At 31.8% G+C, this 25,005-nt stretch carries 20 protein-coding genes; 5 read left to right on the top strand and 15 right to left on the bottom strand.

The annotated features are described in order from the left end of the window. Nucleotides 1-297 precede the first annotated feature (297 nt). Together rnr and M4I23_RS19900 are read right to left on the bottom strand one after the other, a co-directional pair. Nucleotides 298-2,493, bottom strand: coding sequence for a ribonuclease R (gene rnr / locus M4I23_RS02210; protein ID WP_249753281.1), 2,196 nt, complete (start codon nt 2,491-2,493; stop codon nt 298-300). Between the two features lie 247 nt (nt 2,494-2,740). After that, the gene (locus tag M4I23_RS19900) at nt 2,741-2,830 is read right to left on the bottom strand and encodes a T9SS type A sorting domain-containing protein (RefSeq protein WP_368736170.1); all 90 of its coding nucleotides are present in this window, start codon (nt 2,828-2,830) and stop codon (nt 2,741-2,743) included. 896 nt (nt 2,831-3,726) lie between these two features. Between M4I23_RS19900 and M4I23_RS02205 the strand changes: the two genes are divergently transcribed. The 3 genes from M4I23_RS02205 to M4I23_RS02195 are packed head-to-tail and all read left to right on the top strand — an operon-like array spanning nt 3,727 to nt 5,605. Continuing rightward, the gene (locus tag M4I23_RS02205) at nt 3,727-4,161 is read left to right on the top strand and encodes an RpiB/LacA/LacB family sugar-phosphate isomerase (protein ID WP_158846428.1); all 435 of its coding nucleotides are present in this window, start codon (nt 3,727-3,729) and stop codon (nt 4,159-4,161) included. 41 nt (nt 4,162-4,202) lie between these two features. After that, nucleotides 4,203-5,120 carry a cation diffusion facilitator family transporter gene (locus M4I23_RS02200; protein ID WP_249753280.1) on the top strand — a complete coding sequence of 306 codons (918 nt, stop codon included), beginning with the start codon at nt 4,203-4,205 and terminating at the stop codon, nt 5,118-5,120. Nucleotides 5,121-5,161: 41 nt separating this feature from the next. After that, a complete protein-coding gene (locus M4I23_RS02195; protein WP_249753279.1) occupies nt 5,162-5,605 on the top strand; it encodes a GNAT family N-acetyltransferase in 444 nt (147 codons plus the stop codon). Between the two features lie 4 nt (nt 5,606-5,609). Here the strand turns inward: M4I23_RS02195 and M4I23_RS02190 are convergent, their stop codons facing one another. The 11 genes from M4I23_RS02190 to M4I23_RS02140 form a co-directional block, all read right to left on the bottom strand. Further along, a complete protein-coding gene (locus M4I23_RS02190) occupies nt 5,610-7,016 on the bottom strand; it encodes a T9SS type B sorting domain-containing protein (RefSeq protein ID WP_249753278.1) in 1,407 nt (468 codons plus the stop codon). A gap of 6 nt (nt 7,017-7,022) precedes the next feature. Next, complete coding sequence (locus M4I23_RS02185; RefSeq protein ID WP_249753277.1) at nt 7,023-7,892, bottom strand: OmpA family protein; 870 nt, start codon at nt 7,890-7,892, stop codon at nt 7,023-7,025. A 101-nt stretch (nt 7,893-7,993) separates the two neighbouring features. Beyond that, nucleotides 7,994-9,628 (bottom strand): S41 family peptidase, encoded by a 1,635-nt coding sequence (locus M4I23_RS02180; protein WP_249753276.1) that lies wholly within the window; start codon nt 9,626-9,628, stop codon nt 7,994-7,996. An 11-nt stretch (nt 9,629-9,639) separates the two neighbouring features. After that, complete coding sequence (gene rnpA / locus M4I23_RS02175; protein WP_158846416.1) at nt 9,640-10,014, bottom strand: ribonuclease P protein component; 375 nt, start codon at nt 10,012-10,014, stop codon at nt 9,640-9,642. A gap of 108 nt (nt 10,015-10,122) precedes the next feature. Further along, nucleotides 10,123-10,515, bottom strand: coding sequence for a hypothetical protein (locus M4I23_RS02170; protein WP_249753275.1), 393 nt, complete (start codon nt 10,513-10,515; stop codon nt 10,123-10,125). Between the two features lie 6 nt (nt 10,516-10,521). Continuing rightward, nucleotides 10,522-11,367: a hypothetical protein gene (locus tag M4I23_RS02165; RefSeq protein WP_249753274.1), complete on the bottom strand. Its 846-nt coding sequence runs from the start codon at nt 11,365-11,367 to the stop codon at nt 10,522-10,524. Between the two features lie 240 nt (nt 11,368-11,607). Further along, the gene (locus M4I23_RS02160) at nt 11,608-13,455 is read right to left on the bottom strand and encodes a M1 family metallopeptidase (protein WP_249753273.1); all 1,848 of its coding nucleotides are present in this window, start codon (nt 13,453-13,455) and stop codon (nt 11,608-11,610) included. Nucleotides 13,456-13,508: 53 nt separating this feature from the next. Further along, nucleotides 13,509-15,116, bottom strand: coding sequence for a S8 family peptidase (locus M4I23_RS02155; protein WP_158846408.1), 1,608 nt, complete (start codon nt 15,114-15,116; stop codon nt 13,509-13,511). A gap of 24 nt (nt 15,117-15,140) precedes the next feature. Continuing rightward, nucleotides 15,141-16,001: an MBL fold metallo-hydrolase gene (locus M4I23_RS02150; RefSeq protein WP_158846406.1), complete on the bottom strand. Its 861-nt coding sequence runs from the start codon at nt 15,999-16,001 to the stop codon at nt 15,141-15,143. 54 nt (nt 16,002-16,055) lie between these two features. Next, the gene (locus tag M4I23_RS02145) at nt 16,056-18,251 is read right to left on the bottom strand and encodes a SulP family inorganic anion transporter (protein WP_249753272.1); all 2,196 of its coding nucleotides are present in this window, start codon (nt 18,249-18,251) and stop codon (nt 16,056-16,058) included. Beyond that, entirely contained in the window at nt 18,248-19,090 is an 843-nt protein-coding gene (locus M4I23_RS02140) for a universal stress protein (protein WP_158846402.1), read from the bottom strand. Before M4I23_RS02140 ends, M4I23_RS02145 begins: the two co-directional genes overlap by 4 nt. A gap of 101 nt (nt 19,091-19,191) precedes the next feature. Here M4I23_RS02140 and M4I23_RS02135 point away from each other — a divergent pair, with 101 nt between their 5' ends. Both M4I23_RS02135 and M4I23_RS02130 read left to right on the top strand, forming a co-directional pair. Further along, nucleotides 19,192-21,027: a sodium:proton antiporter gene (locus M4I23_RS02135; RefSeq protein WP_249753271.1), complete on the top strand. Its 1,836-nt coding sequence runs from the start codon at nt 19,192-19,194 to the stop codon at nt 21,025-21,027. 90 nt (nt 21,028-21,117) lie between these two features. After that, a complete protein-coding gene (locus M4I23_RS02130) occupies nt 21,118-21,786 on the top strand; it encodes a hypothetical protein (RefSeq protein ID WP_158846398.1) in 669 nt (222 codons plus the stop codon). Nucleotides 21,787-21,822: 36 nt separating this feature from the next. Here M4I23_RS02130 and M4I23_RS02125 read toward each other — a convergent pair whose 3' ends face one another. Continuing rightward, nucleotides 21,823-22,221, bottom strand: a complete 399-nt coding sequence (locus M4I23_RS02125; RefSeq protein WP_158846396.1) for an MFS transporter — start codon at nt 22,219-22,221, stop codon at nt 21,823-21,825. 266 nt (nt 22,222-22,487) lie between these two features. Continuing rightward, nucleotides 22,488-24,884: a glycoside hydrolase family 31 protein gene (locus M4I23_RS02120; RefSeq protein WP_158846394.1), complete on the bottom strand. Its 2,397-nt coding sequence runs from the start codon at nt 24,882-24,884 to the stop codon at nt 22,488-22,490. Nucleotides 24,885-25,005: the final 121 nt, after the last annotated feature.

Here is a 25,005-nt window from a genome sequence, read left to right as displayed (position 1 = left end):
TTTTATTAGTATTATCAAAAAAACTAAGAAACAACTAAAAAAGTAAAGTTTGTAGCTTATAAATTTCTTAGATATTTTAAAAAAATAGGTTTTATATTTTTGGATTCTAATTGTAATAAAAAAACCCTTCAATACCCCATGAAACACAGTAAATATGTGCGTTAGGGATTGAACGGTTTGTTTGAAATCCTTTTTGTTTTTTCTTTAAAAACAAAAAGATTGAGTAGTGAAAGCCCGACTCTAACCACGCCTTAAAAGCGTGGTTAGAGTAACGCCCAAATTATTATTTTATATTTCTTATTCTGGTTTTCCTATTAAATGAAAATCTAAATGCTTTTTAACTAAATCGGCATTTTTAACGCTTACAATAATCTCGTCTCCAAGTTGGTAAGAAATTTTATTTTTACTTCCAACCATGCTGTAAGTATCTTGATCAAAGGCGTAGTGATCGTCTTTCATGTCACGAACACTTACCATGCCTTCGCATTTATTTGAAATGATTTCTACATAAATTCCCCAATCGGTTACTCCAGAAATAACACCCACAAATTCTTCATCTTGATGATCTTGCATGAATTTAATTTGCATGTATTTTATAGAATCGCGCTCGGCTCTAGTTGCCAAACCTTCCATGTTACTGGAATGTTGACATTTTTCTTCGTAAACATCTTGGTTTGCCGATTTTCCTCCATCTAAATACAACTGTAATAATCGATGTGCCATAACATCTGGATAACGACGAATTGGCGATGTAAAGTGACTGTAATAATCGAAAGCTAAACCGTAATGCCCAATGTTTTTGGTAGTATATTCGGCCTTACTCATGGTTCTAATTGTTAAAGTATCTACTAGGTTTTGCTCTTTTTTACCGTTTACTTCTTTTAGTAAATTATTAAGAGATGATGATACGGATTTACGATCTTTAAAATCTAATTTATAACCAAATTTACTCACTACATTTTGTAGTGTTTCTAATTTACTATCGTCCGGCTCATCGTGCACACGATAAACAAACGTCTTTTTTGGATCTTGTTTACCAACAAATTCCGATACTTTTCGGTTTGCTAATAACATAAATTCTTCAATTAATTTATTAGCATCCATACTGGTTTTAAAGAATACGCCTACTGGATTTGCGTTTTCGTCTAAATCGAATTTTACTTCTACTTTATCGAAAGAAATAGCACCAGAACCCATACGTTTTCCACGCATTATTTTAGCTAGATCATCCATTTTTAAAATGGCATCGGCTACTTTTTGATCAGTTTTATAGGCTTCGCCTGTTAACGAAACTTCTTTTGGAATGTTATTGGTTTTACTTTCTATAATGGCTTGCGCTTCCTCGTAAGCAAAACGCGAATCGCTATACGTTACTGTACGGCCAAACCATTCGTTTTTAATCTCACACTTATCATTCATCTGGAAAACGGCAGAGAAGGTTAATTTCTCTTCGTGTGGACGCAGAGAACAGGCGTTGTTCGATAATACTTCTGGAAGCATAGGAACTACACGATCGACTAAATAAACCGATGTGGCACGCTCGTAAGCTTCATCGTCCAAAATAGTACCTTCTTGTAAATAATGAGATACATCGGCAATGTGAATACCAATTTCGTATAAACCGTTGTCTAATACCTCAAAAGATAAGGCATCATCAAAATCTTTGGCATCTTTTGGATCTATGGTAAAGGTTAAATCTTTACGCATATCTCTACGCTTTCCAATTTCTTCTTCAGTAATTGTAGTATCAATATTGTTAGCAAACTCCTCGACTTCGTGCGGAAATTCCATTGGTAAGCCGTACTCTGCTAAAATAGCGTGAATTTCTGTATTATGTTCGCCTGGTTTACCAAGTACTTTTATTACTCTTCCGTTAGGAGAATCGGATTTTTCTGGCCAATCTTCTAATGAAACAAGTACTTTATCGCCATCTTCGGCTTTATTAATTTTGTTGATAGGTACAAAAATATCTTTGCTCATTTTGTTGCTATCGCAAACTACAAAAGCAAAATTCTTTTTTTCGTGAATTTGGATTACCCCAACGTACTCACTTTTAGCACGTTTGATAATGTTGGTAATTTCACCTTCCATTTTACCACGTACTCTACGTTTATAAGCGTAAAATTCTACTTCATCACCATTTAACGCTTTATTGATATTGTTTGCGGCAATATAAACATCGTCTTCAAAATCATCGCAAATAATATAGCCGTTACCTCTAGCTGCTAAATCTAAAATTCCGGTATGGTATTCTGCATTAATAACAGCTTTAAACTTACCGCGTTCTACTTCTTCAATTTCATTTTTACCTTGTAAATCGCGAAGTTTTTTTATAATTTGATTTCGACTACTAGCATCGTTAACATCAATTTTTGCTGCAATTTGCTTATAGTTAAAAGTTTGGTTTCTTTCTTTTTTTAATATACTTAAGATTGTATTTGATAGGTTGGAAATCCCTTTACTTTTGGATTTTCCTTTTTTCTTTCTTGTCATTTAATTTGTAATCATTTTGATTTCCTAAGATAATGGAAATTCTGTTATCTAATAGCGTAATTTTAGAGAAGATGCGCTATTTATTTTATACAAAGCTACAATTTATATATTAAATGACATTTTGATAGCGTTAAATTTCTGAAAACAAAATGTTAAAAACATAAATTTAATAAATAATTAAGCCTCATAATATTATTTAATTAAAAACGATATCTACAATCTTAAATTTTAAACTTGAATACTTAATTTATTGCTTTACAATGCGTTTTATCACTGTTTTATAATCACCTTCCATTTTTATAAGATACATGCCCGAAGATAAATGGGCTAAATTTATTTCTAATTTTTAGTGAATTTTAATCTTAAAAAAACATTAATTATTTGATATATAGATATTTAATAATAAACTTTCTAATACAACCCTTATTTTAATAAAACTAAATAAAAAGAATTCAACACCTTTAATAGTTAATCTATCTTATTAACAAACTTTTATTTATAGACTAAATTATTTTAAATTGAAAAAGGTTAAACGAATTTAGAAACTAAAATTTATTTAAAACAAAGTGAGTTTTACTATTCACAATTCGTTTTATAAAAAATTCAATTTTCCTTAAATTTTAGAGTTATCCACATATATATATATATAATCAGTTTTTCTTTTAAATTTAAAAAAATAAATGGTGCTTATTATAGCTTGTGAATAGCGGTATAACTTTTTCAAGCTTTATTTTGATTTGTATTTTATTGAATGTTGTTGATAACAAATGAACAGCTTTAAACACTCTAACTCATTTAATTTAAAGGTTTTTAAAAACGCTATTAACAATTGTTAATAACCTATATTAACAACAATTTTTAATAACTAAAGCTATTAACAAATCTAAGAAGTACCCTTTTTGATGCTAATAACTTAACCAAAAATTTACATTAACTTATTTGCATGTTACCTAAATGTTATTGATTGTGAAAATTATTGGATATTCAATGTTTTTCTTTTACAAACTAATGAACACTTATTAACAACTAATGAATATTTTAATACACATAATTGTTAATTGTTAATAACCTAAACGGTAATTATGCTTTATAATTTTCAAGCTATTGATTTGTAAAGTATTAATCCATTTTAGCACAAATTTAGCATTTGTACATATAGATAGCACGATGCAAATATATAATAGGACTACATTATTTAGTACCTTTGTTTAAGTTTACTTTAATATATATATAATGACAATTTCCATAGGAAACGACCACGCAGGAACAGAGTACAAATTTGCAATTATAAAGCATTTAGAAGCAAAAGGAATTACAATTATTAACCACGGAACAGATGCTAACGATAGTGTTGATTATGCCGATTTTGTACATCCAGTTGCAGATGATGTTGAAAACAAAACTTCTACTTTTGGCATTTTAATTTGCGGAAGCGCTAATGGTGTGGCTATGACGGCTAATAAACACCAAAAAATTCGTGCAGGTTTATGTTGGAATAAAGAAATTGTACATTTAATACGTAGCCATAATAACGCTAATATTTTATGCATACCAGCTCGTTTTACTGCGGTACAACAAGTTATAGAAATGGTGGATGTTTTTTTAAATACTGAGTTTGAAGGCGGACGTCACCAAAACCGCATCGATAAAATTCCATTATCATGTTAATTTAAATTTTGCTTCTATATAAACTACAGTTTAAATAAAAAATGGGGCACAATCACGAACATAGTCATTCGCACAATCATAATGATATGAAGGATAAAAATCTTATGATTTCTATTCTTTTAAACATTGTAATTACAGTAGCGCAGGTAATTGGTGGATTAATTTCTGGTAGTTTATCCTTGTTAAGTGATGCGCTACATAATTTTAGTGATGTTATATCGCTAGTGGTAAGTTATGTAGCTTCTAAATTATCAAAAAAGGAAGCATCAGAATATAGAACTTTTGGTTATAAACGTGCTGAAATTTTAGCAGCTTTCATCAATGCATCTACCTTAATAATTGTTGCTGTTATTTTAATAAAGGAAGCTGTAATACGATTTCAAAATCCGCAAGCTATCGAGTCTAATTTAGTTATATTCTTAGCCTTACTTGCTATTGCTGGTAATGGATTTAGCGTATTATTATTGAAAAAAAATGCCGAGAATAATATCAATATAAAATCTGCTTACATTCATTTATTGACAGATATGTTGGCTAGTGTAGCCGTGTTTATTGGTGGTATGTTAATGAAATATTATCAACTTTTTTGGGTAGATAGTTTATTAACTTTTCTTATAGCATTGTATTTAATTTGGATGGGTTTAGATCTTTTAAAAACCTCCACCAAAATGCTTATGCTCTTTACACCCGAGCATATCGATATTAAAGAATTGGTGGTCGATGTTGGTACCATTAAAAACGTAAAACTATTGCATCATGTTCATATTTGGAATTTAAGCGATGATGAGTTGCATTTAGAGGCCCATTTAGATTTAGAAGAAGATGTTTCTATAACCGAATTCGATGCTGTTTTATGTGAAATTGAAGCCTATCTTCATAAAAAATACGATATTAATCACGTTACCATTCAGCCAGAATTTAATAAAAACGATTCTAAAGATATTATTGTTCAGGATTGATGATTATTGAGTTAATCGAAACCAATCAGAATTAAAAATTTATGATAAATATTACAGTAAAAACTTTCGAAGCACTCACTAAAATAGAACTGTATAAATTACTTCAATTACGAAGTGAAGTTTTTGGAGTAGAACAAGATTGTGTATATCAAGATATTGATGGTAAAGACCAAAAATCACTACATGTTTTAGGTGTTAAAAATGACAAAATTGTAGCTTACACACGTATTTTTAAACCAGGCGATTATTTTAAAGAATCTAGTATTGGTAGGGTAGTAGTCGCTAAAAATCAAAGGCAGCATAAATATGGTTACGATATTATGCACGCTTCCGCGGAAGCGATACAGTTACATTTTGGAGAGACTGTTATAAAAATTTCAGCACAGTTATATCTTAAAAAATTCTATAATAATTTAGGTTTTTCTGAAATTGGAGATCCTTATTTAGAAGATAATATTCCACATATTGCGATGATAAAGCAGTAATACACTAGCGTTTTAGCGTAAAGTGCCCTTTTAAAGTTTCTTTTGTATTTAAGGTAATAACATACCAATAATCTGAAGGTGGTAGTAATTGTCCATTATAAATACCATTCCAACCAATAGAATTAGTATTAAACGCTTTTAAAAGCTTTCCATGTCTATTATACACATAAATGCTCTCCACCAAATTTAAAGTGTCGTAAACCTGCCAAAAATCGTGATTTCCATCATTATTTGGTGTAAAATACTTCGGAATATAAAAAGCATCATTAATAATAGTTACATTAAAAAAGGACTCGTTATTATGGCACGCTGTGTTGTTAAAAATAAATATATTTTGTGTTGTGTTAATAACTTCGTTAGGCTTTAATGATAGGCCGTTCCCGTTAGATTCTGTAAAATAACTTCCGTTGGTAATTTCTGGTAAAACATAACTTATACCAACAAAATTATTTAAGCTATCTACGGGAACATTAAAATGGCATTCTGCTGTAGAATTAACATAATCAGTAAATGAACTAGGTTCCCAATACGAATATTTATTTCCGGGATTATCGACAACCACACAGCTTAAATTAGAATTTACACTAAAATCTAAAGCATTTAAATTGTTGTTGTTTCCATTTTTAATATTCAAACTACACAAATCATTATAACTGCAATTTAGCTCTACTAAATCGGGATGTTCCGAAGCATCCAATTGTTCAATCTGGTTGTTACTGCAATCTATAGTTCTTAGTTTTTTAGTTATGGAAATATCTAAAGTTTTTAATGCGTTAAAACTACAATCTAAAATGGTTAGGATATTGTTTTCCGAAAGATCTATATTGGTAAGGAGATTTCCATTGACTAATAGTGAATTTAAATTTTTATTTTCAGTAACATTTAAGTCTAACAAACCGTTATTTGAGCAGGATAATACAGTTAATTTTTCATTTTCGCTAGTATCTAAATAATTTAAATAATTAGTGTTACATACTAACGAAATTAAATTAGGGTTTTTAGTAATATCAAGTTTTGAAAGTAGATTATTATCGCACCAAAATATTTTTAGATCAGGAAGTGAGGTTACGTTTAAATCTGTAATAACATTACTATTACAGTATAATTGTGTTAAGTTTATATTTGTAGAAATCGATAAACTTGATAAGTTATTATCCGAGCAATTAAGTATGGATAAGGCATTAAAATCTTCAATTCCGGTAAGGTCTGCAATATTTTTAGAGTCAATTTGTAAATTAGTAACTGTGTTAATATTTGCAGTAGGTACAAAGTTGTCTAAAGCTCCAGAGTCGAAGCCAGAATCTATTAAAAATTGTTCGAAATTATCATCAGGAATAAAGGTGTTTTGCGATTGTATATAATTACTAAATACACACAGGCAAACTAATAAAAAATAGGTTTTCCTGCGCATAAAATATTAATTAGAGTCACCAACATAGGTTACTAAAACTTCTACGCGCCTATCTAATTTTGGATCGCCACCAAGTGGAAACTTTCGGCGCATGCCCATGTATCGCATACGTCTTTTATTCACGCCTTTTTTAACAAAATAGTCGTAAACAAATTTAGCTCTTGTTTCCGATAGATTACGTTGTTTTGTTTTTCTATCCACAGCATCTCTAGTAAGTTGTGTACAGCAAACGTGACCTTGTATCGTAAAGTATAGGTTCTTACGGGCTACTAAAATTTCAGCAAGCGTATCTAATGTTTTTTTAGATGAAGATAAAATAGTGCTATATCCTGTTTTGAATAATATATTTTCTAGAATAATTTTATCACCAACCTTAAGTTTACCTTGAAGTTTTTCTGGCGCATTTTTAGGTTTTGGTGGTTCTACAACTTCTATAATTTCTTCAACTACAACCTCTTCAATAACTGGTGGTTTTGGCTTAACGTTAATTTCTACTTTTCGGTTTAAACCGCGAATGTTTAATAGATTATTTTCTTCAATAATTTTGAGTAAAATTTCTCCTTTGCCATCAACATTGGTAATTAAATCTTCGCTAATTTCATTGTCCGAAAAAATAATTTTTATAGCATCTGCACGATCTTGAGATAGTTTTAGATTATAAGTATCGGCACCAACATCATCACAAAAACCATAGATGGAAATAGACTCTATTTCAATATCTGATAAGGTTGAAATAAAAAGGAGTAACCTATTTTTTTCAGTAGAAGGCACATCAAATTTATCGGTATCAAAATAAACGTCGTGGCTTAGTTCACTTTGTGAAAAAGTAATACCAATGGTTAAAATGGAAAGTATCGATAAAACGAGTTTATGCATTGTTTGGAGGCTATTTTGACTGTAAATATACTGTTTTTAAGATTTTTAATATTTATAATGAAACTAAGAGAACTTTTTAAAGCAATTAATACTGCATTTTCCTATTTTAAAAACTCCGAATATTTGTTAGGATTATTTAGAATTTCGGTTGCTTTTTTAATTCGAGCATCGTGTGTTTTATAGTAATCGAATAAACCTTCACGATATGCATAATGCTTCACAATATCTTCAGTTATAGATTCCATTAAAAATGATTTATTCTCGTCAATAACATCAGATTTAGATTGTTTTAAATTAGCAATTAAAGTGTTATAATCTTTTTCAATATTATCGTTAAGTTCTTCGTTAGTAGCTATTTCAAAGGCTTTATAAAGTGCCTTTTCTGTTTCGGTTTCAAAAGAAAAGTTATTTGTTTTTAAATATTTTTTAAAATCTGAAAAATCGGCATCCGATAATTCAAACGTATTAATATCATCAATTTTATGTGAATAATAATAGTTGGTAGCGTAGTTAAAAATTAAATCGTTATTAACAATTGCAGTAGCTACAGGCGATTTTTTATTTTGCCCAACTAATACATCTGGATAAACACCACCACCATCGAAAACTTGGCGACCGTTTTTGGTTTTAAACGCATTGTATTGTTCTTGTTTTACACGAACAGCATCTCCTTTTTCGTCACGATGCCAATAATCTAAAGCCTGAATACAACGTCCAGAAGGTGTATAATATCTAGAAATTGTAATTTTAACCTGTGTACCATAAGTAAGTAGTTTTGGGCGTTGTACAAGTCCTTTTCCAAAACTTCTAGAACCAACAACCACGGCGCGATCTAAATCCTGTAAAGCACCCGAAACAATTTCACTTGCCGATGCACTTCTACCGTTAATTAAAATTACTAACGGTATTTCTGTATCAATAGGTTCGTCTTGGGTATAATAGGTTTTATTGTATTGTTTAACTTTAGATTTTGTGGTGACTACCAGTTGGCCTTTTGGTACAAAAAGATTCACAATTTTAATCGCTTCGTTTAATAAACCACCAGGATTTCCGCGTAAATCTAAAATAATACGCTCGGCACCTTGAGCTTTTAAATCGCGCAGTGCATAATTAGTTTCCTTATGTGCTTTTTTATTGAATTTACTTAAAACTATGTATCCCGTTTTTTCGTTAATCATTGAAAAATAAGGCACAGCTTTTATTTCTACTTCGGCTCTTTTTATAGTGGCTGTTTGTGTTTTACCTTGGCGTATGTAAGTAACTTCAATTTCAGAATTTGGTGCACCTTTTAATAAATCGCCAGCATAATCTTTATAAGTTTCAATTAGCACAGATCCTACTTTTATAATTTCGTCACCCGCTTTTAATCCGGCTTTATCGGCTGGATAATCTTTGTATGGTTCTACAACAACTAGTTTATCTTCAAAAGTTTTTATTTTTGCACCAATACCTGTATAATCACCAGTATTGTTAATTCTAGCTGCTTCCACATCTTGCTCGTTCATAAAGTTTGTGTACGGATCTAAACTTTCAAGCATACTTTTTATGGCAATATCCATTAAATCACCAGGGTTGGTTTCATCAACATAATTCATATTGATTTCTTTGAACAATGTGGTAAAAATTTCTAATTGTTTGGCAATTTCAAAAAAGTCGTTTTTAAAAGCTGTAGTCGATAAAAACAGGATACCAGCTAAAACTGGAATTATTATTTTCTTTTTGAAGAATTGTTTCATGGAGCGTAATTTTATTCAGAAATTTTATTTGAAAATTTTTCGAAAAGTTGTTTCATTTTGGTTTCAACTTGTAAAAATTCAGGCTTTTCTTTGCCAATGTACAAAATCATAAACGCATGTTGTGCGGTTAAATTGTTAAAATACTCGGCTTTATTTAACCTATAAGCTTCACGTAACAAACGTTTTATACGGTTTCTATCTGGAGCTTTTTTAAAGTTTCGTTTACTAACCGATACACCAGTTTTAGCTAAAACACCATCATCAAAACTGGTTGACAAATAAACCATGCGCAAAGGATATGCCGAAACCGATTTTCCTTCGGTAAACAGCTTTTCAATTAGCTTTCTACTTTTTAATTTTTCTTGTTGTGGGTATGTAAAACTCAATGCCTTTATATTATTGGTCAAAGGTAATGAAATAAAAAAACCACTGTGAAGTGGTTTGTAGTAAATATTTGGTTCTTTTAGAATGATAAAGGAATATTTCTATCTTAATTAAGCCTTTATAGAATCTTTTAAATTACCCAACGAGTCTACAATAGCTTGTGTATTAAAAGTAAAAATAGAAGCACCCAACGTAACCACATGTGTAGATATGTCGATGGCTTTTTGAACATCTTGTAAATCCTTGTACGATTTATTAATTTTTTCGGTAATACCATCCAGAGTTTCCAATGATGCTGTAACATCGTCCATCACGAAGGTTGCCGACATAGTAAATAAATCATCTGAATAATCCAATGTTTTTCTATGAGTTTCTCGTAGTTTTTTATTCTGAAGTTTAGTTAAATTATCGAAGTTTAAAATTCTATAATCACCCATAGATTGTGCTAATGCTAAAAATTTGTTAGCGAGCTCATTCACCTGTTTTGAAGTTAATTTTGCCATGGTTTTCTATATTTTTTTTAATTCGGTAATAATCGATTTAATTTCACTTGCCGACTGGAATATTTCTTGTTGAATGGCTTTTACGGATAGATGCTCGATATCATCATAAAGTTTTTGATGACCATTAGATATCGCTGATAAGGTTTTAGAATAAGCTACAAATTTGGCTTGTTGCTGTTCAATTTCTATTATATTGTTGTAATATTCCTTTATAGCGTTTCTTTTTTCAAAACTTGAAAGTGAACTATCTTTTATTAAATCGAAATAATCAGCTTTAAGTCTGTTTTTTTTCACCTCTAATTTTCCGCTTAAATTCGATGAAATATTAAAATCTAAAAATAAAATTAATTCTTTTACCGGTTCATTAGCATCTTTAACGTATGTTTTAATTTTCTTTTTTCTATAAGAATCGGTAAAGGCATGAATTAAAAGTTGGGATACTGTAGTGTAAGATTCTACATGTTCTTTTTTTATGGTGATTGAGCCAAAATCACCTTCGGATAAAGCATTTGTTAAGGCATCTGTTTTATAAGATGTTAAATCGTTATCCGAAAGATTTGTTAAGCCATCAAAATAACCAAAAACAGAAGCGTAAATCTTTAATGTAATGCTATCGGCAACTTTTTCTTGTTCACAATCGCAATTTTGATCTAGAAATTCTAAATCGATAATTTTTTGTTCAAAACATTTATCCAAACAACTTTGTTGAAAGCTATAGTTTATTGCTTCAAAATATTGAACACCTTCAAGGGATTCTAAAGAGTAGGCATTAACATGTTTTAGGTTTACACAGCTTGAAATGCTAATAAGGCATATAAATAGAATACCATAAATTTTAAGATGTTTTATCATTTGGAAAAGATTTTTAATTAACCTTGTTTAAAGATAAGTATGAATAAGTAAATTGAAGCGTGTGTTTTTACTAAATTATATATTTTTCTGACAAATTAAAAATTTTTTCAAAAATAGTAGTTGTTAAAATTATTTTAAACCATTGATTATTAAGTGTTTTTGTTTTTTTACATGAGTTTACTAAATAAAAAAGCCTTTTCGTTTTCACAAAAAGGCCTTTAAAACTGTATTAAAAAATTATTACTTTTTATTGTTTGTGCTATCAACATCGGCCATTAATCCCGACGGATCAATTTCAACCGTTTTTACAGCTTTTTTTGCATCAAAGCTATAAGTTGGGTAGGCCCAAGCCCAATCGCTAATTATGGTAGCCGTGGTTGGTTTTTCACCACGCATCATTTGTAAAGGAATGTAGAAATCTTCCGAAGAACCATCAACATACGTTACTTTTAAATCTATAGGCATTGGCATTAGGCCAATACGCTCTAGAGTAATTGTTTTTCCTTCAACCGTTTTTACGCCATAATCAATAGTATTTGTAGTTTGCCCAAAATCGGTTAAATACCAATCAAGTTCTAAACCAGAAACACGTTCTGCAGTGCGCACAATATCTAATGGTTTTGGATGTTTAAAAGAAAAATCTGTAAAATACTTTTTAATAGTTTTCTTTAAATTTTCTTCACCAATGACATAACCTAACTGACTTAAAAACACAGCGCCTTTACTGTATGCTGCGATGCTGTAAGATCTATTATAAGCGTAACGATCAGAATGGGTAGTTAAGGGTTGCTCTTTGCCAGAATTGGCTAAATAAATATAACCTTTGTAAGCGTTGGCTAAAGGATTTGCTTTTCCTTCGTCCATAATATCGTTCATGGCCATATTACTTATATAAGTTGTAAAACCTTCGTCCATCCATTCGTGTTTAGACTCATTTGAAGCTAATAAAAACTGAAACCAAGTGTGTGCTAATTCGTGAGCTGTTACACCAACTAAGCTTCCGTAACTTCTATTTCCAGTAATTAAAGTACTCATCGCGTATTCCATACCGCCATCGCCACCTTGAATTACCGAATATTGTTTGTATGGATATTGGCCAATATTTTTACTGTAGTATTGCATAAGCTCAACCGTTTTAGGTTGCATTTTTTTCCAATTAGCTTTATGCTCGGCATCTAAAGTGTTTTTGTAGAAAAAATGTAAAAGCGGTCCGTTTGGTACTTGTTTAGTATCGTGAATATAATCGGTATCTGCAGCCCAAGTAAAATCGTGCACGTTTGGTGCAACAAAATGCCAAGTCAGTTTATCTGAATTTGTTTTGCTAACTGTTCCGGTTTCGTAACCATGACCAATTTGGTTTGGGTTTTGTAAATAACCAGATCCAGCAACCGTATAATTTTTATCAATAGTTAAGTTTACATCAAAATTACCCCAAACACCGTGAAATTCACGTCCAATATAAGGATCTGCATGCCAACCTTCAAAATCGTATTCGGCTAATTTTGGATACCATTGAGCCATAGATAAAGCTACACCTTCTGCATTATTTCTACCAGAACGTCTAATTTGTGCAGGTACTTGTGCATCGAAATCCATGGTAAAAGTTACTTTTTCTCCTGGTTGGATAGGTTTTACTAATTGAACTTCTAAAACAGTACCAACTGTTTCGTACTCTAATGTTGTTCCATTTTGTTTTAAACTGTTAACTTTTATATAACCAATTTCGTTTGGTTTTAGTTCACCAATTCTATTACCAACGCGAGAATCTGGATCGGGAATAGTTTGAGAGCGTATATCCATTTCACTACCTGGTTGAAAGGCATTGAAGAATAAATGATAATATACACGATCTAAAACGTCGGGAGAATTATTGGTATAAACCAATGTTTGTTTCCCTTGGTATTGAAAGTTATTTACATCCATATCAATATCCATTTTATAATCCACATGCTGTTGCCAATAGGTTGCAGTTGCAGGTGAATTTAAAACCATTGATGTGCTAGAATTTGTTGTAGATGTTACCGTTTTTGTTGTTGTACAAGAAGAAAGTAAAGCGATACTTAGAATAGAAAGATAGATTTTTCTCATAAAAAATTGAATAAAAAAAAAGAGGCTGTTTAAAGCCTCTTTTTAAGTTTTGATTAATGTGTTTTCGAGGCTAAAATTAATGCGTTATAAGCGTTTACTATTTTACCGGATTTTGATAAATCGGCAAATGGTTTTATATTATTAGTGTCGCCACCAACAATCACTTTGCTTTTAATAGCTAAACCGGAATCCATAAGAATTTGTTTTACTTGAGCAGCACTTAATTTAGGATAGTAAGAGCGTATTAACGCTGCAACACCGGCTACAGCAGGAGCAGCCATAGACGTACCACCTTTTGTATCGTATTCGTTTTCTGGAACAGTAGAATATATTTTTGCTCCTGGAGCAAATACATCTACATTTATTTTTCCATAGTTAGAAAATCCTGCAACAATTCCAGAACCATATTTAGGCTCTAAAGCGCCAACAGTAATAAAAGTATCTGATACTTCTGGACCAACACCAACAGCATCATTAGGATACACATTTTTCTCATCTAAATTAGCACCTTCGTTACCTGCTGCATTTACGAAAAGGACATCGTTTTTTCCTGCGTAAGTAATCGCTTCGCGTACCCAATCACTATGTGGTGAGTAGTATTTCCCGAAACTTCCGTTTATAATAGATGCCCCATTATCAACGGCATAGCGAATAGCTAAAGCAATATCTTTATCGTACTCATCACCGTTTGGTACTGTACGAACACTCATAATTTCAACGTTATTAGCTACACCGTTTACACCTTTACCATTATTTCGCTCTGCAGCAATAATTCCGGCTACGTGTGTACCATGGCTTTCTGTTTTTACGGTTGGTTTTACATTACCATTTCCGTAATATTTAGTAGACATATCATCTGGGTTATCTCCATTAATACGTCCTTTAAAATCTTTATTTAGGTTGTAGTTTAAACGATCGTTAATTTGAGTTGAGCTATTATCAATTTGTTTTTTAGCTTCAGTTAAAGACTCCATACCGTTGCTGTAAAAATATTTTGCAATTTGCACAGCTTTTAAAAGTGTTTCATCTTCAGTTTTAATAGCGTTTACATCTGCTTTCGTGTAATCTTTTTTATTTAAATGTTTAGCTAGAGTTTCATCGGCATTCGCAATTTGAAGAGCCATTTGATCATAATTAGTTTTATAACCCATGTATTTTTGGTACTCAGCATCATATTCAGCCTTAGCTTTAGCATAATCAGGATCACTTGTGTCTCCTTTTGCTAAAACTCTAACAAACTCTAATTGTTCGTTGTAAGTATCTCCTAGAAAATTCCATCCGTGAATATCATCAATGTATCCGTTTTTATCGTCGTCTTTTCCATTGTTTGCTATTTCTTTTGTATTGGTCCAAATAACATTTTTTAAATCTTCATGGTCAATATCAATACCTGCATCGATAACGGCAACAATAACTTTATTTCCTTTTTTGTTCTTAATAATTTCAGCGTAAGCTTTATCAACACTCATTCCAGGAATGGTATCTTTTACTAAATCTAAATGTCCCCAATTATGTTTTTCGATTAGTGTTAAATCCGAAACTTTTAATGGTGTATTATCAATGCTTTCAACTGGTGTAGAAATTATTGGTGCTGCACCTCCACAGCCTGTAATTAGTAGTGCTGCAAAAGCAGATACGGTAATTAATTTAAATGTATTCATGTTTGCTATTTGAATTAGTTTTATTTATTTGAAAATATCTTGAGTTGTATAAGTTTTGTTTAAGCGTACACCTTTTTCGGTGTGTTTTACGGTAATAATTTCGTTATGTGCATCGTGTTCTAAAAACATATAGAAATTATTATCGGCAGCTAAATTAAGGAAGGTTTCCTTTTCATTTAAAGTAAGTAATGGTCTGGTATCGTACCCCATAACGAAAGGTAAAGGCAAGTGCCCAACGGTTGGTAACAAATCTGCCATAAATGCGATGGTGTTTCCTTTGTAATTTATAAGCGGAATCATTTGTTTATCGGTATGGCCATCGGCAAAAAAGATATCGAATCCTAAATCTGAGTTTTTAAGTAGATTAGAATCAGGAAGTCCAGTAAATTTTAGTTGTCCGCTATCTTCAATAGGAAGAATATTTTCTTTTAAAAAGGATGCTTTTTCACGATTATTGGGTTGCGTTGCCCATTGCCAATGGTCTTTATTAGTCCAATAGTGTGCATTTTTAAAAACCGGTTGGTAACCAGTTCTATCCTTATTCCATTCAATGCTTCCACCAGAATGGTCGAAATGTAAATGCGTTAAAAAAACATCGGTAATATCATCACGATGAAAACCATGTGATTTTAAAGAACGATCTAGCGTGTCGTTTCCCCAAAGAAAGTAGTAACCAAAAAACTTATCGGACTGCTTGTCTCCCATGCCTGTATCGATCAAAATGAGCCTGTTGCCATCTTCAATAAGCAAGCAACGTGCTGCAATATCAATCATATTATTAGCATCTGCAGGATTGGTGCGTTGCCATAAAGATTTGGGTACAACGCCAAACATAGCGCCTCCATCTAGTTTAAAATTACCGGAGTTAATAGGGTATAAATTCATAGAACCGTAAAATTACGAAATCTATTGTTAATTGTTCAAAACGTTAGGAATTTATTAAGAGATAACTGCTTTTAAACGTTTTCCAAAATCGAAGAGAGCTTTTATCTCTTTCATACCAGCCAAACGTTGTCTGCCAAAAATAAGTAGGGCAGAGCCGTTAGATTCAACGTGATAGTAAGGGTTACTTTCAAAAAAGTGGGTAATATCATCATTAAAAAACTGGCTAATTTCGTTTACGTTTTCACCTAAAAGGTAGAAACGATCCGAGAAATCATCATGGTTTTCAATATCAATATCTTTAAATCCGGCAAAAGCAGATACTTTTTCTAAGAAGCCTTCTTTATCTAAGGTAAACTTAGGGATATCGGTATTTAAGTTAATATAAAGCATGGTTTTTCTAATAACTTCTTTTGCTATAAATTCTCCTTCGGAAAATTCAATATCAAAAAGTTTCATCTTTTTATCTTCATGCGATAATTTGTTATAAATATGATTGATATTTTTGGTGTTGAAAAATTGGAAATTATTTAAAAACGAAATTTCTTTTTCTTTTTCAGGATTGTAGTTATAACGATAATCGTTTGCTAAACTTTTCATACTAGTTTGGCGTCTCGTCAAGCTGTTTTTAATAATTTTAGGTACAGGAAGCATGCGTCGTAAAGCGAATGGATGCTTAGAATCTGTATCGTGCATATCTAAACCAATAACATCAAAATGGCCACCACGTTTTTGAAACAATTCTTGGTAACTATTCATGTTTTCCATTACGGTATGGTCCACAAATTCGCAAAGCGAAAAATCTACAATTATATCTTGGTCTTCGGGTACCTCATCTAGTTGTTCTTTAAGTCTGTAATAATTTAAAAAACTACAAAAATGCTTTACACTCACATAGAAATTATTTTCCCCATCTGTTTCTTGATACATTAAAACATTGGGTTTTAAAACATTTCTTATAAACAACCCAACACTTTTATTAATGATAATATGAATAATTAATGTTGCAATTACTCCAGAGATAATACCAGAAATTAATCCGATTTTTAAGGTGATAATAAGCGTTACAAAAAAGATAACAAGCTGCTCTTTTCCTATAGAAAATATTTTGGTAATTACGTTTGGTGATGCTAATTTATAACCTGTATAAACCAAAATAGCCATTAAAGCTGGTAACGGAATTCGGGTAAGTTGTGTACTAAATAATACAATAAATAAAACCAAGAAAAAAGCATGGAAAAAATTTGCCGATCGGTTAGTGGCTCCATTATTAACGTTTACCGAACTACGTGCAATTACAGTAACTACATTTAATCCGCCTAAAAAACCACTACCAATAGTTGCTAAACCTAGGGCTTTTAAATCTCTGTTTACATTAGATCGTCTTTTTTCTGGATCAAGTTTATCAACGGCTTTAATACTTAAAAGCGATTCTATACTGGCTATAAGCGTAAGCGCTAAAACACTTGCCCAAAATGAAAAACTCCAAATACCATTAAAGTTCGGGGTTGGTATATCGGCAATAATATCATGAAAACTCGGTATGCCAGAAATCATGTATTCTTTAGCAATTGGGTTGGGTTCGTGCAAGCCAATTTCAAAGTAATAACTAAACCCAATGGATAAAATAACAATCCACATTGGTGCAGGAATAAGTTGTAAATATTTATTTCTAATTTTAGAATAAAATAGCATAATAGCTAAACTAATTACACCTGCCAAAGCAGCAAAAACAAGGCCCTTACTCTCGTAATGTAACGCGTCGTTAATTGTAAAGGGTATTTCTAATAAATAATCTATGGTGTCTTCGCGCTTTATTTTGTGCGCGAACATAATATGAAATTGTTTTCCTAAAATAATCAAGCCAATGGCTGCCAACATACCTTGTATGGCCGATGACGGAAAGAAATTAGCCAATGCGCCCATGCGTAGAAAGCCAAGACCCATTAAAAGTACACCCGAAAAAATAATGGCGATATACGCGTTTTGCAACCCTAAAGTAGTGATTGCTACTAAAATTACGCCTACCAAACCATTTCCCGGACCAACAATAGTTACATGACTTCCACCTAGAATAGAGACCAAAACACCACCAATAACGGCCGAAATTATTCCAGCAATTGGAGGTGCATCACTTGCCATAGCCAACCCTAAACCTAAAGGTAGAGCTATGAGGCTTACCACAAAACCAGAAAATATGTTTTTGGGTAAGGTTTGAAAAAAGGTGCTTATGTTATTTTTTTTTGAACTCATTGCAAAATTAGGACGTCGGTTGGTAATTCGGTTAAAATATGTTCAATGTCGTGTGGAAATAAACGGTCCCAAAAAGTCATTTTTGTTGGCGCGTTCATAACTAATAAATCGGCACGCGAAATTTGAGCATAATGCCCAATAGAATATCCTTTTTTACCAAAAATAGGTTGTAATTTTATGGTTTTATTGATTGTGTATTCTTCTGGAATATGACTAATTATTTCCTTTATTCTTGAGTTCTCTCTTAGCTTAATACGCTCTTTGGTTATTGTAGATCGACGTAAGGACTTATCATCATTAACTTTTACTTGTCCTTCGTTAATTTCTTCAACAATGGTTAGTTTGTTAGCTTTTAATTGGTTGGCTACATAAAAAGCTGCCGTAATGGTGTTTTCGGTTTTGGGATCTTTCAATCCATTAACAACAATATGTTGACAAGGCGCACGAACAACCGATGGCTTAACTAACAATAAAATAGAACATTTAGCTTGACGTGTAATTTTTCGAGCAATCGAACCTACATAATATTTTAAAAAGCGTTCACGTTGTACTGCACCAAGTATTAATAAATCTATTTTTTTTTCTTCCGAAGTAGATAAAATTACATCTACAGGATCACCTGTTTTAAAAACAACTTCAAAATTTAAATGGTCTTTTTCAAAACTTTTAAGAATTTCGTTTAGTGTCTTAGTTTTATCTTCGGAAGGATTACCAACATGGATTAAAAATAACTTGGCCTCAAAAAATACCGAAAGCCTTGCAGCCTCAAAAAGGTTCGCTTTTAGGTTTGGCGAAAACGCCACACCAATCCCAATACTTTTAAAAGGCTTTAAATTCACGTGCTTTACTATATTTTTGCTAAAAGTTGAAAGATAACATTTTTTAAAAACATCAAGTCGTCTGTTTTACTTAAATTAGTCTTTTTTATAGATTTTTCAATATGATAGAACTCGCAGGAATTATAATTTTAGGCATTTTGGCGCAATGGGTAGCTTGGAAATTTAAGATTCCAGCTATTTTACCGCTTATTTTAATTGGCTTATTAGTTGGGCCTATTGCAGCCGAATTTTTGAGTGGAGATGGAACCAAATGGATAGAACCTATTTGGAATGGTACCGAAGGTTTGTTCCCAGGGGAAAGCTTATTTTACTTTGTGTCCTTAGCTATTAGTGTTATATTATTTGAGGGCGGATTGACCTTAAAACTAAGTGAAATTAAAAATGTTGGACCTGTAATAACCAAGCTTATTACTGTAGGTTCTATGGTTACTTTCTTTGGTGCGGCTTTAGCTGCTCATTATATTTTTGATTTAAGTTGGCAAATTTCTTATTTATTTTCAGCATTAATTATTGTTACTGGCCCAACAGTTATTACGCCTATTTTAAGAAATATACCAATGAAGAAAGATGTTTCGGCTGTTTTAAAATGGGAAGGTATCTTAATAGATCCTATTGGTGCTTTAGTTGCCGTATTGGTTTTTGAGTTTATAAGCGTGGATGCAGGTGGTGAGTTTACCAAAACAGCATTGACTGAATTTGGTAAAATTGTACTATTTGGCTCCACTTTTGGTTTTGCTTTTGCACATGCCATGAATTTTATAATTAATAATAAGTGGGTGCCACATTATTTATTAAATGTATTTGCATTAGCTGCTGTTTTGGGTGTTTTTGTATTATCGGATGCTTTTGCTCACGAGTCTGGTTTATTGGCTGTTGTAGTTATGGGGATGGTTTTAGGTAACTCAAAATCGCCGTATTTAAAAGAGTTGCTTTATTTTAAAGAATCGTTAAGTGTATTACTGATTTCTATACTATTTATTCTTTTAGCTGCCAATATAAATGTTTCGGATTTAATGTTAATATACGACTGGAAAACAGCTATTCTTTTTGCTGTAATTGTTTTTGTAATTCGACCAATTGGGGTGTTTCTAAGTACACATGGTTCGTTATTAAAGTTAAACGAAAAAATATTTATTAGTTGGGTTGGCCCTCGTGGTATTGTTGCCGCAGGTATTGCATCTTTATTTGGGTTGAAACTGGCAAAAGAAGGTGTTCCAGGGGCTGAATATATTACGCCTTTGGTATTTATGATTGTTCTAGGAACTGTATTATTAAACGCAACTACAGCTCGGTTATTTGCGAAATTGATTGGTGTTTTCTTGAACAAATCTGAAGGTGTTTTAATAATTGGAGCATCTAAAGTATCTCGATTATTAGGACATTATTTAGAATCTAGTGGAAGAAATGTTGTGCTTATTGATAGTAATGAGCGTAATATCCAAAAAGCAAAAGAATTAGGTTTAACAGCTTTAAATATGAATATTTATTCTGATAGTTTAATGGATGATATTGAATTAAATAATATGGGGTATTTAATGGCCTTAACAGCAAATTCTGATATTAATAAATATGCTATTAATAAATTTAGTAAACAATTTGGCGAAAATGGTTCGTTTAGGTTAATAACTAAGGAAGAAATGCTAGATGAAAATAACAACCCTAAGGAAGGTTTATTTAGCAAAACCGATGATTACCGTGCGTTGAGTGATATTACTAGAAACCATCCATCAATTCAAGAAATTGATTTACTAGACAAAGCACATTATGAAAATTTAATTGAAATCACCAATCATGATAAAGATATTATCCCGCTCTTTATTAAAGATAACGAGGGCGAATTACATATTATTTCTTCTAATAATTTAAATGTAGAAACTATAGAAAAAGGTTTTCAGTTGGTGTATTTAGGTAAACCTATTGATGTTGAGAAGGTTTAATATTATAAAATAACAGTGAAAATTCTTTCAAATTTAGTAAACTTGGTATAATTATTGGTATTGTTTTAATTTAAATTCTTTACTATGAAAATGAAAATTTTACTTGCTTTTTTTATTGGAATTACGGTTTCTAGCTATTCACAAGGTGTTAATTATTTATGGGAATATACCTTAATTAATAAATTAAACGAAGATATTACTGTTTATGGTTTTGAACTACCCATAAGTAAATTACGTGGTGGTTTTGCTGTGTTAGATAAGGCAGGAAAGCAGACTGGCGAACATATAAATCCTGATGATTTTGAGTATCTTATATTCAAAAATTCAAAGGGAGAGGTTGTTAGATTAAAATCTTTACCTATTAAAAAATCTATTAGATCTTATATTTATTCCAATGCTTTTATGCTTACTTATATTGAGAATTTATCTGCAGATATGGAACAAGGAAAAGTTAATTTTTATGTTGATGAGTTTTCAGATATAAGAGCTTATTCATTTGGTGATAATGGAATAGATATTGCAGGAGAAAGTCGTCAAGGCTATAAGCGTAAGTATTTTAAGTCTTTTTATTTTGAAGATTTAAATGGATTACACAAAATAAACAACAAATCTGATTTTAATAAATTCCCTGAATTATTAGGGAAAGAGCTTTATAGAAAAATGAGACTTTCGGATATGGAATATGAAGATTTTTTATTCAATTATTTTACTAATTATAACAATTCTATAGATAGCACATTGGTTTCTGAAAACCTATAAACAGTTTTCTTAGAATATAATACTTGGTTTTAATGTTTATGTTAAATCTGTTTTTACACGATCTTCCGTAGGGTGAATTAGAGCAAGATATATAATTATTAAAATTCCAAAGAGTACAAAATCTTTATTCAGGAATAAAATTATAAAAGCAGCGCCTTCAAGGATAGCCCATCTTATTATAGATGCGGTTTGATATAGCGCCATGTTATCTTCTGGCTTTAGTTTACGGTCGGCATTTTTTAACTGTGTTTTAAACATAAAATTACTAAACACATAAGCTATTACAGGAATAAGCACATAAATAATATTAGACTGACTTAGCGGTGGCATATTAAAGTTTATAGACGTTACATTGCCTACTAGAATATACGCCATTACTAAACCTGCACATAAGGCTAAATGAATAATTTTAATAACTTTTAGTTTTTCTTCCATGAGTAATAATATCTAGTTGTTATTTCGGTGAACGAATTTAGATAATTTTTATTTGAATAGAAAGTTTACATTACAAGTAAACCAATTGCTTTAATTATTAATAAATTTAGCGGATTGCTGCAAAAGCGATAGTAGTGGTTAGCTTTTGGCGAGGCGCGCATCGAGCCAAAACTAGTAACGGATAGCGCGGTGGCTTGCCATTTGCTCTAAAAAGAAAAACCTCTTCGTTTTCACAAAGAGGTTTTAGCACTATTGGTATTTTGATATTAACCCTTAATTTGAAGGTTTGTAAATTCTTTAGTTACCACTAGGGTGTTATCTTTAAATTGTACGTCTTTTAAATCCACATATTCGTTATCTACTTTTATAGATTTTACTTCGAAAGGTAAACCATATAAGTTAATTTTAAAAGTGCTATAATTGGTGATGTATTGACCTGTTTTATGGATACGGATAATTAATTTATCTTCTGTTCCAGCTAAGTTAAATTTCTTTAAACTGTAACGGCCTTTAGTGTAATCATAACCATCGTCGGCATCTTCATAAAGCTCAGAATCTTCTTTACCATTTTTATAGTAAACATCTAGACCAAGTTCTTCAATAACTTTTTCGCCTACGTACTGTTGTATAGGGTATTTTGGAATAACAGCACCTGCTTTTATAAATATTGGCATGCTATCTAAATCGGCATCTACCCACATTTCTTTTCCACCAATTACTTGTTCTTTGCTCCAGAAGTTAAACCATTCGCCTCTTGGAATATACATGCGTCTTCCTTTAGCATTTGGCTCGTTTATTGGACAGACTAATATTTGATTACCAAAGATAAATTCGTCTATTCTGTAATGCGTTTGTACATCCTCTTGATCGAATAAAACCAAAGATTTTAGCATTGGTATATTGTCTTGTGAGTATTGGTAAAACGACGTGTATAAATACGGTAATAATTGGTATCTAATTTCGATAAATTTTCTAACAACATCGGTAATTTCTGTATCGAAAGCCCATGGTTCTTGATCACCATGATCTCCAGAAGAGTGTGTTCTACAAAATGGGTGGAAAGCTCCTAGTTGAATCCAACGGGCGTATAATTCTCCATTAGGTTGTTCTGCAAAACCTCCAATATCCGATCCTGCGAAAGAGAATCCAGACAGGGCTAAACGTTGTGCTTGAATATTTGCTATTTGTAAATGTTCCCAAGAAGCGACATTATCACCCATCCATGTGGATGTGTAACGTTGTGTTCCAGAATAAGCCGAACGTGTAATTACAAACGGACGTTTAGGGTAATTAAATTTTTTCACACCATGGTAAGTGGCTCTGGCCATTTGCATACCATAAATATTATGCGCTTTGTTGTGGCTACATGGGTTACCGTCGTAATCATGACGAACATCTGGCGGGAAGGTTTTCCCTGGCACATCCATTACAGCTGGCTCATTCATGTCGTTCCACACGCCTTTAACACCTATATCTTCAATAAGTTCTTTAAATAAACCGGCCCACCATTCGCGAACTTCTGGTCTCGTAAAATCTGGGAAATAACACTCACCTGGCCAAACTTTTCCTTTCATGTAAGGGCCATCGGCACGTTTACAGAAATAATCTTTTTCAAGACCTTCTCTAAATACGCTGTATTCGTTATCTATTTTAATTCCTGGATCTATAATTACAACGGTTTTAAAGCCATCGTCTGCCAATTCCTTAACCATACGTTTTGGGTTAGGGAAATAGTCTTCACTCCAAGTAAAACAACGGAAACCTTCCATGTAATCGATATCTAAATAAATAGCATCACAAGGTATTTTAAGTTCTCTAAATTTCGCTGTTATTTCCTTTACATTAGATTCTGGATAGTAACTCCATTTACATTGGTGGTATCCTAATGCCCATAATGGTGGTAATTCTGGAGTTCCTGTTAAATCTGTATAACTTGTTACTACATCTTGCATTTTAGGACCGTAAATGAAGTAATAATTCATTTCACCACCTTGTGCCCAGAAACTAGTTACATTTCTACGTTCGCTACAAAAATCGAAGTAAGTTCTAAATGTATTATCAAAGAAAATTCCATAAGATTTTCCGTTATGTAAGCCTGTATAAAACGGGATGGCTTTGTAAATAGGATCGGTGTGCTTTCCGAAGGCATAAGAATCTGTTGCCCAGTTCTCAAAACGACGACCTTTTAAGTTTAAATGCTCTGGCTTATCACCTAGACCATAGTAACTTTCACCATTTTGAGCGGCTTTACTCATTTTTACAATATCTCCACCAAGCTCGTAACTTTCTTCCCAGTGAAAACCAAGTTCGTCTTCACAAATAATTTTATTATCAATAGCATCAAACAGAGAAATTCTTAAATCTGATTTGTGAACGTGGCAAATTAATTTTGATGTAGTAATGACGTATTTTTCATCATCATTAGTAATTTCTAAATGGTTGTAACCTCTACTTGCTTTTTCATCTATGGCATAAGAGAAGTCTCTTTCAAATTTACCAACAGTACTGTAAGTAAATCGAAGTACACTATCGCGTAGAACCGTAAGTTTAAGAATGACATTATTTGAAGTTGAAAAATGTAGAACATCAACATCTTTGCTATAGTTTGTTATATCGGCTGGAAATAAATTTCCTTTATATTCTAGTTCTGTATTTAATATCATAAAGAAGGTATTAAAATTAATTTTCGAATTTACTGATTTTTAAAGCGCCAATAGGCTTCTTTTTGCTAAAAATTGAAATGAAATAATGTGTAAAACTCAAATATATAGTGGTTTATTGAAA

The organism is Algibacter sp. L4_22, from assembly GCF_023473045.1.
Lineage (GTDB): Bacteria > Bacteroidota > Bacteroidia > Flavobacteriales > Flavobacteriaceae > Algibacter.
The sequence above is the reverse complement of the archived record's forward strand: the minus strand, read 5'-3'. Positions and strand labels throughout refer to the sequence as shown.